This window comes from Roseivivax isoporae LMG 25204, from assembly GCF_000521865.1.
Taxonomy (GTDB): domain Bacteria; phylum Pseudomonadota; class Alphaproteobacteria; order Rhodobacterales; family Rhodobacteraceae; genus Roseivivax; species Roseivivax isoporae.
In genome coordinates, this window is record NZ_JAME01000007.1 from 96,761 (window position 1) to 111,157 (window position 14,397).

At 71.3% G+C, this 14,397-nt stretch carries 13 protein-coding genes; all 13 read right to left on the reverse strand.

Annotated elements, in window-relative coordinates:
* Positions 1–3: 3 nt before the first annotated feature.
* The 13 genes from paaA to pyrH all read right to left on the reverse strand — a co-directional run bounded on the left by paaA (position 4) and on the right by pyrH (position 13,985).
* The gene (paaA, locus tag RISW2_RS06315; protein WP_043768145.1) at positions 4–993 is read right to left on the reverse strand and encodes a 1,2-phenylacetyl-CoA epoxidase subunit PaaA; all 990 of its coding nucleotides are present in this window, start codon (positions 991–993) and stop codon (positions 4–6) included.
* A gap of 36 nt (positions 994–1,029) precedes the next feature.
* Positions 1,030–2,235, reverse strand: a complete 1,206-nt coding sequence (gene pcaF, locus RISW2_RS06320) for a 3-oxoadipyl-CoA thiolase (protein ID WP_043768146.1) — start codon at positions 2,233–2,235, stop codon at positions 1,030–1,032.
* 97 nt (positions 2,236–2,332) lie between these two features.
* Positions 2,333–3,235 carry a PaaX family transcriptional regulator C-terminal domain-containing protein gene (locus tag RISW2_RS06325; protein WP_043768148.1) on the reverse strand — a complete coding sequence of 301 codons (903 nt, stop codon included), beginning with the start codon at positions 3,233–3,235 and terminating at the stop codon, positions 2,333–2,335.
* A complete protein-coding gene (locus tag RISW2_RS06330) occupies positions 3,232–4,827 on the reverse strand; it encodes an FGGY family pentulose kinase (protein ID WP_043768150.1) in 1,596 nt (531 codons plus the stop codon). The genes RISW2_RS06325 and RISW2_RS06330 overlap by 4 nt, the downstream gene beginning before the upstream one ends.
* A gap of 28 nt (positions 4,828–4,855) precedes the next feature.
* Positions 4,856–5,533, reverse strand: a complete 678-nt coding sequence (locus tag RISW2_RS06335; RefSeq protein WP_043768152.1) for an HAD family hydrolase — start codon at positions 5,531–5,533, stop codon at positions 4,856–4,858.
* Positions 5,533–6,999 (reverse strand): mannitol dehydrogenase family protein, encoded by a 1,467-nt coding sequence (locus RISW2_RS06340; RefSeq protein ID WP_043768154.1) that lies wholly within the window; start codon positions 6,997–6,999, stop codon positions 5,533–5,535. Before RISW2_RS06340 ends, RISW2_RS06335 begins: the two co-directional genes overlap by 1 nt.
* 17 nt (positions 7,000–7,016) lie before the next feature.
* A complete protein-coding gene (locus tag RISW2_RS06345; protein WP_043768155.1) occupies positions 7,017–7,790 on the reverse strand; it encodes an L-iditol 2-dehydrogenase in 774 nt (257 codons plus the stop codon).
* Positions 7,787–8,788, reverse strand: a complete 1,002-nt coding sequence (locus tag RISW2_RS06350) for an ABC transporter ATP-binding protein (RefSeq protein WP_043768157.1) — start codon at positions 8,786–8,788, stop codon at positions 7,787–7,789. The genes RISW2_RS06345 and RISW2_RS06350 overlap by 4 nt, the downstream gene beginning before the upstream one ends.
* Positions 8,789–8,801: 13 nt before the next feature.
* On the reverse strand, positions 8,802–9,632 hold the full coding sequence (locus tag RISW2_RS06355) for a carbohydrate ABC transporter permease (RefSeq protein ID WP_043768159.1): 831 nt from the start codon (positions 9,630–9,632) through the stop codon (positions 8,802–8,804).
* 114 nt (positions 9,633–9,746) lie between these two features.
* Positions 9,747–10,619 carry a carbohydrate ABC transporter permease gene (locus RISW2_RS06360; RefSeq protein ID WP_043768160.1) on the reverse strand — a complete coding sequence of 291 codons (873 nt, stop codon included), beginning with the start codon at positions 10,617–10,619 and terminating at the stop codon, positions 9,747–9,749.
* A gap of 95 nt (positions 10,620–10,714) precedes the next feature.
* Positions 10,715–12,034: an ABC transporter substrate-binding protein gene (locus RISW2_RS06365; RefSeq protein ID WP_043768162.1), complete on the reverse strand. Its 1,320-nt coding sequence runs from the start codon at positions 12,032–12,034 to the stop codon at positions 10,715–10,717.
* A 184-nt stretch (positions 12,035–12,218) separates the two neighbouring features.
* Positions 12,219–13,169: a sugar-binding transcriptional regulator gene (locus tag RISW2_RS06370; protein WP_043768164.1), complete on the reverse strand. Its 951-nt coding sequence runs from the start codon at positions 13,167–13,169 to the stop codon at positions 12,219–12,221.
* Between the two features lie 90 nt (positions 13,170–13,259).
* Positions 13,260–13,985, reverse strand: a complete 726-nt coding sequence (pyrH, locus tag RISW2_RS06375) for a UMP kinase (protein WP_043768166.1) — start codon at positions 13,983–13,985, stop codon at positions 13,260–13,262.
* Positions 13,986–14,397: the final 412 nt, after the last annotated feature.

The window sequence follows — 14,397 nt, forward strand, 5'->3', positions numbered from 1 at the left end:
CCGTCACTCGGCCGCGGTCGCGGCGCCCGCGCGGCGCTGCGCCGCCTTGTCGGCATAGGCCGTGAGCCCCTCGCGGAACCACGCGCCGTCCTCCCAGGCCCGGACGCGCGCGCCCAGGCGCTCGCGGTTGCAGGGCCCGTTGCCCTTAAGCACCTCGAAGAATTCGTCCCAGTCCGGCTGGCTGAAATCGTAGCCCTCCTTGTCCGGGTTCCAGCGCAGCTCCGGGTCGGGCACGGTCAGGCCGAGGAACTCGGCCTGCGGCACCGTCTCGTTGACGAAGCGCTGGCGCAGCTCGTCGTTGGTGTTGATCTTGATCTTCCACGCCATGGACTGCTGCGAATGCACGCTGTCCTTGTCGGACGGACCGAACATCATCAGCGCGGGATACCAGAAGCGGTCGAGCGCATCCTGCGCCATCTCGCGCTGCGCCTCGGTGCCGCGGGCCATCTTCATCATGATGTGGTAGCCCTGCCGCTGGTGGAAGCTCTCCTCCTTGCAGATGCGGATCATCGCGCGGCTGTAGGGACCGTAGGACGTGCGCTGCAGCGGCACCTGGTTCATGATCGCCGCGCCGTCGACCAGCCAGCCCACCGCGCCCATGTCGGCCCAGGTCAGCGTCGGGTAGTTGAAGATCGAGGAATACTTGGCGCGTCCCGAATGCAGCTGCTCGAACATCTCGTCGCGGCTGATCCCGAGCGTCTCGGCGGCGGAATAGAGGTAGAGCCCGTGGCCCGCCTCGTCCTGCACCTTGGCGAGCAGGATCGCCTTGCGCTGCAGCGTCGGCGCGCGGGTGATCCAGTTGCCCTCGGGCAGCTGACCCACGATCTCGGAATGGGCGTGCTGGCTGATCTGGCGGATCAGCGTCTTGCGGTAGCCCTCGGGCATCCACTCCTTGGGCTCGATCTTGTCGCCCCGGTCGATGCGGGCCTGGAACGCCGCGAGCATCCCGGGATCGTCGTTCGAGGCCTCGGACTTCACCATCTGCGCGTACATCGTTCGTCCTCCCGTATCAGGGGTCGCTTCAGGGTCTCAGACGCGTTCGAGGATCAGGGCGATCCCCTGCCCCACGCCCACGCACATCGTGCAGAGGGCATAGCGCCCGCCGGTCCGGCCCAGCTGCCAGGCTGCCGTCCCGACCAGCCGCGCGCCGCTCATGCCGAGCGGGTGGCCGAGCGCGATCGCGCCGCCGTTCGGGTTCACGTGATCCGCATCGTCGGGCAGGCCCAGGTCGCGCAGCACGGCCAGCGCCTGCGCCGCGAAGGCCTCGTTGAGCTCGATCACGTCCATCCGGTCGAGGCCCAGGCCCGCGCGGTCCAGGACCTTGCGCACCGCCGGCACGGGGCCGATGCCCATCACCCGCGGCGGAACGCCCGCCGCGGCCATGGCGACGACGCGCGCGCGGGGGGTCAGCCCGTGCCGCGCGGCGGCCGCCTCGGAGGCGACGATGGCCGCCGCCGCGCCGTCGTTCACGCCCGAGGCGTTGCCCGCCGTCACGCTCAGGTCGGGGCCGTTCACGCCCCGGAGTGTCGCGAGCTTCGCGGCATCGGTGCCCGGGCGCGGGTGCTCGTCGGTGTCGATCACAAGCGGGTCGCCCCTGCGCTGCGGGATCGTCACCGGCACGATCTCGTCGGCGAAGAGCCCCGCCTCCTGCGCCGCGGCCCACCGGGCCTGGCTGCGCGCGGCGAAGGCGTCCTGGTCCTCCCGGCTCACCTGCCAGTCGGCGGCGACGTTGTCGGCGGTCTCGGGCATGGAATGGGCGCCGTGGGCGGCCTTCAGCCTCGGATTGGTGAAGCGCCAGCCGATCGTCGTGTCGTAGATCTCGGCATTGCGGGAAAACGCGCTCGTGGCCTTGGCCATGACGAAGGGCGCGCGCGACATGCTCTCGACCCCGCCTGCGAGCATGAGGTCCGCATCGCCCGCCCGGATCGCCCGCGCGGCCATGCCGATCGCGTCCATGCCCGAACCGCACAGGCGGTTGACGGTCGTGCCGGGCACTCCGACCGGCAGCCCCGACAGGAGCGCCGCCATGCGCGCCACGTTGCGGTTGTCCTCGCCCGCCTGGTTCGCGCAGCCGAGGATCACGTCGTCGACCGCCTCCCAGTCGACGGCCTCGTTGCGGGCCTGCAGCGCCTCGAGCGGGATCGCCGCGAGGTCGTCGGCCCGCACCGAGGACAGCGCGCCGCCATAGCGGCCGACCGGCGTGCGCACGGCGTCGCAGATGAATGCGTGGGTCATGGATCCTCCCTGCTCGCACCAAGGGATATAACGCAGAAAGCGTCACGCGCGAAGACAATTTTCGAGACCCTCCGTGACGCTTTTGTCCATCCCCTTGTCAGTGGGCCATATTCTCCTCTTCCGCGCGCTGGCGCGCCAGCGTCTCGCGGCGCCGTCGCGTACCCTCGGTCTCGGCCGCGAGGGGCCCGGCCGAATCGTGGAAGGCTCGGCCCACATGCATGTCCGCAGCCTCCGCGAGCCTCAGGTAGCTGCCGGCAAAGGCGCGGCGCGCGGCGCGGCCCGGCCAGTCGGCCGGCAGCGCGGCACGCGGCAGCCGCGGATCGCCCAGCACCACCTGCCGGTAGGCGTGCACGAGACGGAGGCGCAGCGCGAGGCAGGCCGCGCCGTCCCGCGGCATGTCGGCGTCCGGCAGGTCCGCCACCGGGGCAAAGCGCGCGAGGAACCCGCGATAGCCCTCGGCTACGGTATCGAGCGCCCAGTGCCGCGCCGCGAAGGCACGCAGGTCGCCGAGGCGTTCCCCGTCCACCGCCGCGCAGGCGGCAGGACGGCTCACGTCCGCGCGGTCCGGCGCCAGCGCCGCCTCGGGCCCGATCCGGGCCCAGGCCACGCGGCTCAGGTCGCTCGGCAAAGGCGCCTCGCCCAGCGCGAGGAGCCAACCCGTCGCATCGGGGGGCGGCGCGTAGAAGAGCCGCGCGGCCTCGGCGAACTCGGCCCGCGCGGCGTCGGTCAGGCGGTAGTAGCTGCGCCGTCCGATCCGTTCGCCCACGAGCCGCCCCGACCCCACGAGCCGCGACACCGCGGTTCGGACGAGGCTTTCCGAAATGCCGTGCGCCGCGCAGGTCTCGATCAGCGTGCCCATCCACAGCGTGCCGCCCCGCGGCTCGGCCACGTCGCCGTAGATCGTGACGATGAACCCCGTGGCGCGCGGCGCGGGCGCGTCGAGGATCGCCGCGACCGCCTGCGCCTGCGCAGGCCCGGTCCCCGCCGCGGCGCCGCTCACGCGTGCACCGCCGCCGTGGCCGGGACCGGCGCGGCGCGCAGGCGCGCGATCTCGTCCCGGTGGGCCTGCATGCGCAGGAACACGGCATAGTCGCGGTCGCGCAGGGCCGCGGCGCGCGGATCCGGCCGCCGCTCCGCCCCCGGCCGCTGCATGGCGCGCGCCGCCGCCCCGAGCGAGGGAAAGACGCCCGACGCCTCGGCCGCGCAGATCGCGGTGCCGAGCAGCACCGCCTCGCCCTCGCCCGCCACCCTCACCGGGCAACCGGTCGCATCGGCGTAGAGCTGCAGCAGCAGCGGGCTGCGCGCGTGCCCCCCGCCGATGCCCAGGCCCTCGATGGCGGCGCCGCCCGCGCGCACGTGCTCAACGATCTGCCGCAGGCCGAGCGCCACCGATACCGCCGCCCGCCAGTAGAGCACGGCCAGCGATTCCGGGTCGCGGTCGAGCGTCAGCCCCGCCACAACGCCCCGGAGCCCCGGATCGGAGAGCGGTGTGCGGTTGCCGTTGAAATCGGGCAAAAGGTCGATCCCCTCGCCCAGGGCCGGCCCGTGCCGCTCGAGCAGCGCCGCCACTCGCGCCAGCATGTCCTCGTGGGAGGGCGCCGCCCCGCCGCCCGTCGCCGCCATCCCGAGGATGTAGTCGAGGAGCGCGCCGCTGGCCGACTGGCCGCCCTCGTTCACCCAGTGGCCCGGCAGGATCGCGCCCCGATAGGGCCCCCAGACGCCGCGCACGCTCCAGCGGTCGACGCCCATGGTCATGACGCAGCTCGACGTGCCCGCGATCACCGCCGCCTCTCCGGGCCGCCCCGGCGCGGGCGGCGCGATGAGCCCGAGCGCCCCCGCGAAGGCGTCGATCAGCCCGGCCGCGACCGGCGTGCCCGCCGCGAGCCCGAGTTCCGCGGCGGCAGCGGCCGACAGCGTGCCCGCCACGCGGCCCGGCGGCACCGGCTCCGCGGGCAGAGCGGCCCGCGCAAGCAGGTCCGGCAGGCCCACCGCGGCCAGGAAATCCGGCTGCCAGCCGCCCGATCCCGGCAGGTAGGTCCATTTCGACACGAGCGGGCAGAGCGAGCGCGCGCTGCCCCCCGTCGCGCGGTGGGTCATCCAGTCGGTCAGGTCCCACGCCGATCCGAGCCGGTCCCAGAGATCCGGCCGGCGCGCCTTGAGCCACATGAGCTTCGGGATCTGCATCTCGGGGCTCATGGAGCCGCCGAGGCGCGCGAGGACCGCGTGGCCCGTGGCGGTGCAGCGCGCGGCCTCCTCGGTTGCGCGGTGGTCGAACCAGGCGATCACGTCGCGCCCGGCCTCCGACAGGGCGAGCGGGCCGCCCGTCCGGTCACGCAGCACCAGAGAGCAGGTCGCATCGAAGGCCAGCGCAGCGATGTCGTCGCCGGCGAGCCCCGCCGCGGAGAGCGCCGCGCGCACCGCCGCGCAGGACGCGGCCCATATGCCGTCGGCCTCCTGCTCGCCGCGGCCGGGCGCGCCGGTCCAGAGCGCGATCGGCCGGACCGCGCGCGCCAGCATGCGGCCCGTCGCGTCGAACAGGCCCGCGCGCGCGCTGGCTGTTCCCACGTCGACCGCGCAGAAGATCGCCGTCATCCGTTCCTCGATCCCTCCGGGTCAGCCCTCAGGCGAGCGCCGCCAGCGCCCCGGCCAGTTCGTCCATCCTCCCGATGATGGCGTCTGGCGCGCATTGCGCAACCCTTTCCCGCAGGCCGGCGGGCCCGGCATGGCCGCCGCCGACGAATCCGATGACGCGCATCCCCGCCGCCTTGGCGGCCGTGATGCCCGCCGGACTGTCCTCGATCACGACGCAATGGGCGGGATCGGCGCCCATCGTTTCCGCCGCGAACAGGAAGAGGTCCGGCGCGGGCTTGCCCCGCGTCACCATGCTGGCGCTGAAGAGCCGCGTGCCGAAGAGCGGCGCAAGCCCGGTCAGGCCGAGCGCCAGCGCGATCCGGTCCGGTTGGCTCGACGAGGCGACGCAGACCGGGTCGGGCAGCGCGCGGATCGCCGCGCCGACACCCGGGATCGGCGCGAGCTCGGTCCGGAAACGCGCGAAGATGCGCGCGCGCGCCTCGGCGAGGTGCTCGGACGACAGGCGCAGCCCGTGCTCGCGCGCCAGCGTCTCCGAGATCGAGGCCACCGACCGCCCGAGCAGCGTGCGGTAGCCCTCGCTCTCGGACATGTCGCAGCCCGCCTCGCGCAGCAGCTCGAGGAACACGCCGACCGAGATTGTCTCGCTGTCCACGAGGACGCCGTCGCAGTCGAAGATGACGAGCCGCCGCGCGGCCCCCCCCGCCATCACCCGTGGCCCGTGTACCGCGCCAGGACCGCGGCCGTGCCCTCGGTCCAGAGCGCGTCCAGCCAGCGCCCGAACGGGTCGGCAAAGCGGCGGTCCTCGCCAAGCGTGCCGTAGACCTCGCGCATCCCGAGCCAGGCCTGCGGGTCCGTCCGCGCCGCCTGCGCGGCGTCGGTCAGGCGGTCCCAGTTCGGGTCGTTGGGCGCGATCACGGCGCCGCTGTCGGTCGTGCCCGCGCAGTAGCGGCACCAGAGCGCCGAGGCGAGCGCCAGGCCCTCGACCGGGCCGCCGCGTCCCAGCGCGTCCGCCACCGACGGCAGGATGAACTTCGGCTGCCGGTTCGACCCGTCGAGGCAGAGCCTGCGCACCGTGTCGCCGATCTTGGGGTTGGCGAAGCGGCGCTCGATGAGCGCGAGATAGGCCGCGACGTCGGTTTCCGGCACCGGCGGCACGCCGGGCAGGATCTCCTCGCGCTCGACCTTGGCGAGGAAGGCGTTGACCAGCGGATGCTCCATGGCCTCGTGCACGAAATGCACGTCGAGGAGCCCCGCGGGATAGGCGATGACCGCGTGCCCGCCGTTCAGGATGCGGATCTTCATGAGCTCGTAGGGCGTCACGTCCGGCACGAACTGCACGCCCACCTCCTCGAGCGGCGGGCGCCCGGCCGGAAAGTCGTCCTCGAGCACCCACTGGGTGAAGCTCTCGCAGAAGACCGGCCAGCCATCCTCGATACCCCACACGTCCCGGCAGAGCGCGCGCTCGCGGTCCGAGGTCGCGGGGGTGATGCGGTCGACCATGGCGTTCGGGAAGGCGACGGTCTCCGCGACCCAGTCGGCGAAGGCCGGATCGGAGAGCCGCGCGAGCCCGGTCAGCGTGGCCTTCGTCACCGCGCCGTTGTGGGGGATGTTGTCGCAGCACATGATGGTGAAGGGCGCGTGTCCCGCGGCGCGGCGCAGGCGCAGGCCCTTCAGGATCATGCCGAACACGGTCTTCGGCGCGTCGGGCGCGGCCGCGTCGGCGCGCATCGCCGGGTGGTCGGGATCGAAGCGGTCCTCGGCGTCGAGGAAATAGCCCCCTTCGGTGATCGTCAGCGACACGATGCGGATGTCCGGCTCGGCCATGCGGGCGCAGATCGCCTCGGCGTCCGCCGCCGGCAGGTAGTCGACCATGGCGCCCGTGACCCGCGCCGTCGAGGCGTCCGCCTCCTGCTCGACCAGCACGGACAGCCAGTCCTGCGCCTCGAGCACCGCGCGGGCATGGGCGTCGCCCGCCATCACGCCCGCGCCGACGATGGCCCAGTCCTGCCCGCAGCCCGTGCCGAACAGCCGGTCGAGATGTTCCGCCTGGTGCGCGCGGTGGAAGTTGCCCACGCCGAAATGCAGGATGCCGGGGCTGAGCGCGGCGCGGTCGTAGCCCGGCCGGCCCACGCCCCCGGGCAGCTGGTCGAGCGTTGCGAGCGACAGTTTCACGGGGTCTCCTCCTCGGATCAGCTCATCCACTGGCCGCCGTCCACGTTGTAGCATTGCGATACGATGTACCGGGCCTCGTCGGTGGCGAGGAACACGGCCATGCCGGTCAGGTCGTCGGCCGTGCCCATCCGTCCGTAGGGAACGGCGGCGCCGACCTCGCGCTTCTTCTGGCCCGGCGCCTTGCCCTCGTAGCGGGCGAAGAACGCGTCGACGCCGTCCCAGTGTTCCCCGTCGACCACACCCGGCGCGATGGCGTTCACGTTGATGCCGTGGGCGATCAGGTTCAGCCCGGCCGACTGGGTGAGCGAGATGATCGCGGCCTTGGTGGCGCAGTAGACCGCGACGAGCGGCTCGCCGCGCCGCCCCGCCTGGCTCGCCATGTTGATGATCCGCCCGCCCCGGCCGCGCGCGATCATGTGCCGCGCCACCGCCTGCATCGTGAAGAGCGTGCCCGCCACGTTGATGTCGAAGGCCCGGGCATAGTCGGCTCGGGTGATCTCGACGATCGGCGCGGCGGTGAAGACCGCGGCGTTGTTGATCAGGATATCGATGCCGCCCAGCGCGTCGACCGTCCGGGCCACCGCCGCGTCGATCGACGCCTGGTCCGTCACGTCCATGTGCACCGCGACCGCGGCCTCGCCCAGCGCCGCTGCGGTCTCGGCCGCGCGGGCGTCGTCGATGTCGGCGACGGCCACCCGCGCACCCTCGCGGATATAGGCCTCGGCGAAGGCGCGCCCGATCCCGCGCGCGGCGCCGGTGATGAGCGCCGTCCGTCCCGCCAGCCGTGTCATGCGATGCGCAGCCCCTGCCCGTCGAAGCGATGCAGCTTGCTCAGGTCCGGCGAGAGCCGCACGCGGTCCCCGTGGTGCACGTCGAGCTCGCCGCCCGCGCGCACCGTCATCACGTCGCAGAGCCCGGTCTCGTGGATGTGCAGGAACGTGTCGGAGCCGAGATGCTCGGACACCGCCACCACGCCCGACCACGGGCCCGACGGGTCGACGCTGACATGTTCGGGCCGGATGCCGATCGTCCGCGCGTCGTGGCGCCCCGCCTCCTCGCCCTCGATGAAGTTCATCTTGGGCGAGCCGATGAAGCCCGCCACGAACAGGTTGCGCGGGCTGCGGTAGAGCTCGAGCGGCGAGCCCACCTGCTCGACATGGCCGGCCCGCAGCACCACGATCTTGTCGGCCATGGTCATGGCCTCGACCTGGTCGTGGGTCACGTAGATCATGGTGGTCTTGAGCCGCTCGTGCAGCTCGCTGATCTCGAGCCGCATGCCCACCCGGAGCGCCGCGTCGAGGTTCGACAGCGGCTCGTCGAACAGGAACGCCGCCGGCTCGCGCACGATGGCGCGGCCGATGGCGACGCGCTGGCGCTGCCCGCCCGACAGCTGCCCCGGCCGCCGGTCGAGGTAGTCGGTCAGGTTCAGCGCCTTGGCGGCACCCTCGATGCGGCGCTTCTGCTCGTCCTCGGGCACACCCGCCATCTTCATCGGGAAGGCGATGTTCTTGCGCACGCTCATGTGCGGGTAGAGCGCGTAGGACTGGAACACCATGGCGAGCCCGCGCCGCGCCGGCGGGGTCTCGGTGGCGTCCCGCCCGTCGATGCGGATCTGGCCGCCGCTCACGTCCTCGAGCCCGGCGATGAGCCGCAGGAGCGTGGACTTGCCGCAGCCGGATGGGCCGACGAAGACGGTGAACTCCCCGTCGCCGATCTCGAGATCGAGCGGCGGGATGACCTCGACCTCGCCGAAGCGCTTGGTCACCTTGTCGAGCGTGATCTGTCCCATGAACGGGGCTCCCTTACTTGACCGCGCCGAAGGTCAGGCCGCGGACGAGCTGTTTCTGGCTGAACCAGCCCATGATGAGGATCGGCGCGATGGCCATGGTCGAGGCGGCCGAGAGCTTGGCGTAGAACAGGCCCTCGGGCGAGGAATAGGAGGCGATGAAGGCGGTGAGCGGCGCGGCGTTGGCCGCGGTCAGGTTCAGCGTCCAGAACGCCTCGTTCCAGGCGAGGATGATGTTGAGCAGGAGCGTCGAGGCGATGCCCGGCACCGCCATCGGCGTCAGCACGTAGAGGATCTCGGAGCGCAGGCCCGCCCCGTCCATGCGCGCCGCCTCGAGGATCTCGCCCGGGATCTCGCGGAAATAGGTGTAGAGCATCCAGACGATGATCGGCAGGTTGATGAGCGTCAGCACGATCACGAGGCCGATGCGGCTGTCGAGGAGCCCGGTGTCGCGGAAGATCAGGTAGATCGGCACCAGCACGCCCACGGGCGGCAGCATCTTGGTCGACAGCATCCACATCAGAACGTCCTTGGTGCGCCGTCCCGGCACGAAGGCCATGGCCCAGGCCGCCGGCACCGCGATCAGCAGGCCGATCAGCGTCGAGCCCACCGAGATCACCACCGAGTTCCAGAAGTGGCGGAAGTAGTTCGACCGCTCCTGCACGGTGACGTAGTTCTCGAGCGTCCAGTCGAAGTTCAGGAAGAGCGGCGGGTCGGCGATCGCCTGCGCCTCGGTCTTGAAGCTCGTGAGGATGGTCCAGAGGATCGGGAAGAAGATCAGGATTCCGATGCCCCAGGCGAGCGCGGTGTTGATCGCCTTGCGGCGCGGCGTGACGGCACGGGCCATGGTCAGGTCCTCCTCGTGGGGCGCGCGGCGCGTGGGGCCGGGACGACCGCGCCCGTGGCGCGGCCGGATGCCTCCGGCGGGGATATTTCGGCCAAGAAGAAGCAGGGGACGGGATCAGGCATCGAGGTTCTTCCCGATCATGCGCATGAGGAAGATCGCGACGATGTTGGCGAGGATGATGGCGACCACGCCGCCCGCCGACCCGGTGCCCACGTCGAAGCGCAGGAGGCTCTCGGCGTAGACGAGGTAGGTGAGGTTGGTGGAGGCCGTGCCCGGGCCGCCATTCGTGGTCACGAGGATCTCGGCGAAGACCGACAGGAGGAAGATCGTCTGGATCAGGATGACCACGGTGATCGCGCGCGCGAGATGCGGCAGCACGATGTGGAAGAAGCGCGCGAGGGGGCTCGCGCCGTCCATCTCGGCCGCCTCGAGCTGCTCGCTGTCGAGCGACTGCATGGCCGTCAGCAGGATCAGCGTCGCGAAGGGCAGCCACTGCCAGCTGACGATGCCGATGATCGAGGCGAGCGGCGCCTGGGCGAGGAAGTCGAAGGGCGCGAGGCCCAGCGCCTGGAAGAGGTGCGCGAAGAGCCCGTTCACCGGGTTCATGAACATGTTCTTCCAGACGAGCGCCGAGACCGTCGGCATCACGAAGAAGGGCGCGATCACGAGGATGCGCACGATGCCCTGCCCCCACATCGGCTGGTCGAGCAGGAGCGCGATCAGGACGCCGCCCACCACGGTGATGAGGAGGACGCCGAGGACCAGGAGCAGCGTGTTCACGATCGCGGTCTGGAAGGCCGGGTCGGACAGGAAGTAGCTGTAGTTCTCCCACCCAACGAACGGGTTCGCGCCCGGCATCAGCAGGTTGTAGCGCAGGAACGAGAAGTAGAGCGTCATGCCGAGCGGGATCAGCATCCAGCCCAGGAGCAGGATCACGGCAGGGGAAATCATCACGCGGGCCGCCGCGCGGGAATGCTGCGTCGCCATCGTACGCCTCGTGCGTCAGGAGGGATGGGACGGCCCGCCCTGCGGGCCGGGTCGGGCCGGGCGCGCCGCGGACGGCGCCCCCGGCCCCGCGGGCCTTACTCGATGTAGCCGGCGCGCGTCATCTCGCGCGTGGTCAGCTGCTGGGCGCTCTGCAGCGCCTGCTCGGCCGACATCTGCCCGGCGAGCGCCGCCGAGAACTGCTGGCCCACCGCGGTGCCGATGCCCTGGAACTCGGGGATCGCCACGAACTGCACGCCGGTATAGGGGACCGGGTCGACCGTCGGGCTGGTCGGGTCGGCGGCGTTGATGGACTCGAGCGTCATCTCCGCGAAGGGCGCCGCCGCGAGGTATTCCTCGTTCTCGTAGAGCGAGGTGCGGGTGCCCGGCGGCACGTTCGCCCAGCCCTCGTTCTCGGCCACGAGCTCGGTATAGCCCTGCCCGGTCGCCCAGGCGATGAACTCCTTCGCGGCCGCCTCGTCGTCGGTGCCCGCCGGGATCGCCAGCGACCACGCCCAGAGCCAGTTGCCGCGCTTGCCGAGCCCGTTGTCGGGGGCGAGCGCGAAGCCGACGCTGTCGGCCACGGTGGAATCCGAGGGGTTCGTGACGAAGGACGCGGCCACGGTCGCGTCGATCCACATGCCGCACTTGCCCTGCTGGAACAGCGCGAGGTTCTCGTTGAACCCGTTGTTCGCCGCGCCCGGCGGGCCGTAATTGTTCAGGAGCTCAAGGTAGTCGTTCAGCGCCGCGGCCCAGGCCTCGCTGTCGAATTGCGGCTGCCAGTTCTCGTCGAACCAGCGCGCGCCGTAGGAATTCGCCATGGCGGTCAGGAATGCCATGTTCTCGCCCCAGCCGGCCTTGCCGCGCAGGCAGATGCCGTAGACCTCGGCCTCCTTGTCGGTCATCGCCGCCGCGGCTTCCTTGATGAAGTCCCAGCTGGGCGCCTCGGGCATCTCGAGCCCGGCCGCCTCCATGAGGTCGGTGCGGTACATGACCATCGAACTCTCGCCGTAGAACGGCGCGGCGTAGAGCGTGCCGTCGACCGACAGGCCGTCCGCGATGGCAGGCAGGAAATCCTCCTGGTTCCAGTCCTCGGGCATGCCCTCGAGCGCCACCAGCCAGTCCTGGTTCGCCCAGATCGGAACCTCGTAGGTGCCGATGGTCATGATGTCGAACTGGCCGCCGCTGGTGGCGATGTCCTGCGTCACGCGCTGGCGCAGCACGTTCTCCTCGAGCGTCACCCATTCGAGGGCGATGTCGGGATGCTGCGCGGTGAAATCGTCGGCGAGCCCCTGCATGCGGATCATGTCGCCGTTGTTCACGGTGGCGATGGTCAGGGTGGTTTCCTGTGCGGATGCCAGCGCGGCCGCGCCGGTCAGCGCGGTGGCGCCCAAGAGGGCGCGGGTCAGGGTCTTCATGCCTTCCTCCCAAAGAGCATTGTTGAGCAAATGCCAAGCTCATGGGCAAACATTCATCACGCCGCACATCCTGTCAACATCGGACTTCGCGCGCAGCCGCGCGCCATGCGCCCAAAACCTCGCGCGATGCCGAAAGGGCGGGGCGCAAGATATTGCATAAAATGGATAATGTCCGGAGGGGAAATCAGCGCCCGAGGAGCGCCGTCGCGGTGTCCTCGTCGGTCACGAGCCCGTTCACGAGCCCGCCGCGCAGGGCGGCGGACAGGCCCGCCACCTTTTCGGGACCGTGCGCCGCGGCGAGGACGACCCGATTCCCCGCGGGATCGAGCGGCGCCGAGCAGACCCGTGCGGTGACCGGGTCGGCGACGAGCGTGCCGTCGGCGGCGAGCGGCCAGCCGAGGATCTCGGCCACGGCCCCCTTGCCGCGCAACCGCGCGAGGTCCTCCGCCCCGATGAAGCCGTCCTGCAGCACCGGCGCGGTGTCGGTCATCACGCCCACGCCCACCACCCACATGTCGGCGGCCGCGGCGAGCGCGCGGGTATTGGCCAGCATCGCCTGCCCGGTCAGCGCCGCGCGCTCGTCCTCGGAGGCCGCGATCACGGGCACCGGCAGCGGATAGGTCTGGGCGGTGACCTTCTCGGTCATGGTGAACAGCACGTTGTAGTAGGCGGTCGAGCCGTCGGGCGCGATGTTGCCGGTCAGCGACACGATGCGGTGCTGCGCGCAATCGAGGCGCGGCAGGTGCTCGACCGCGATGCGCAGGGTGCGCCCCGTCCCGAGCCCCAGCACCATCGGGTCGGGCCGCGACAGCAGCGCCTCGATCCGGTCGCCCACGGCGAAACTGACGGCGCGGCGGGTGTCCTCGTTGGCGCCGAGGGCCGGCACCACCTCGCATTCCCGGAGCCCGAACGTGTCGCCGAGCGCATGGGCGAGGTCGAGACAGCGCGAGATCGGGTGGTCGATGCGGACCTTCACGAGGCCCGAAGCCACCGCCTGGCTGACCAGGCGCTGCGCCGATTGCCGCGAGACGCCCATGAGGCGCGCGATCTCGTCCTGCGTGCGCCCGGCGACGAAGGAAAGCCAGGCCGCGCGCGCGGCATCGTCGAGCTTCTTGGCGGCGCGGTCATCGGTCATGGGACGGCTCCCGGCAATGCGGCGGCGGGCCAGATCAGACGGCAGATCGGCCGCCCGGTAAAGCCCGCGCCGCCCCCTGCGCGCGCCGGATCAGTAGAAGCTCACCTGCGCGTCGTCGGTGATGGTGGTGCCCACCTGCTCGCCGGCCAGCACGCGACCCGCCGCGCCCGGCTGGTCGAAGCCCACCACGTGCACGCGCATCCGGTGCTGCTGGGCCAGCACGAGCGCCGCCTGGTCCATGAAGGTCAGCCGGTCCTTGATGGCCTTCTCGAAGGTCAGCGTCTTGTAGAGCCGCGCGTCCGGATCCTTGCGCGGGTCGGTGACATAGACGCCGTCGATGCCGTTCTTCATCGCGAGGACGCAGTCGCAGTCGAGCTCGATCGCGCGCTGCACCGACGGGTAGTCGGTGGTCAGGTAGGGCTCGCCGATGCCGCCGCAAAGCAGCACGATGCGCCGCTTCTCGAGGTGGCGCGCGGCGCGGCGGCGGATGTAGGGCTCGCCGATCTGCGGGATGGTCAGCGCCGACATGAGCCGAACCTCGATGTCCGAGGTCGCCTCGATCTTCGCGCGCAGCAGGATGCCGTTGGCGATGGTGCCCAGCATCCCCACATTGTCCGCCTCGACCCGCTCGATGTTCCAGTCGGACGAGACCGAGCCGCGGAAGATGTTGCCGCCGCCGATCACCGCGGCCACTTCGGCCCCGGATTCGTGCAGCTTGAGGATTTCCTTCACGACCGAGCTGATGGCGCTGTCGGAAAACACGCCTGCCGCCCCGCTGGCGAGCGCCTCGCCGCTGATCTTGACCATCACCCGCATCGCGCGCCGCTCCCATGTCCGTTGATGGCGGTGTCCTAAAGCGCCGGCGCAGGCGAGTCAACGAAACCGGTTTTTTAAGAAAATCAATGCCTTGATTTCCGGTCCGGCGCGATGCGGCCGGTCGGGCCGCGCGCCGCCCGGATCGCCCGCCCCGGCCTGGCGCGATGCCGCCGGCCCGCGCGAATCAGCCCGCGAAAGAATCGCAAAGATGGTGGCCGGCCGGACGCCATCTTTGCAAAGCTCACGCCCCCGTGGCCCAGCGCGTGGGCAGGCCGGACCGGCGCCGCGTCGCCCGGATTCGGCGAAATCCGGCCGGGACTGGGCGGATCGCCGCGTTGACGCTACGATAGGCTTGATGCCCCCGGTCGGACACTCTCGTCTCGCGTGCACGACCGGGCGCCGGGGACGGCAT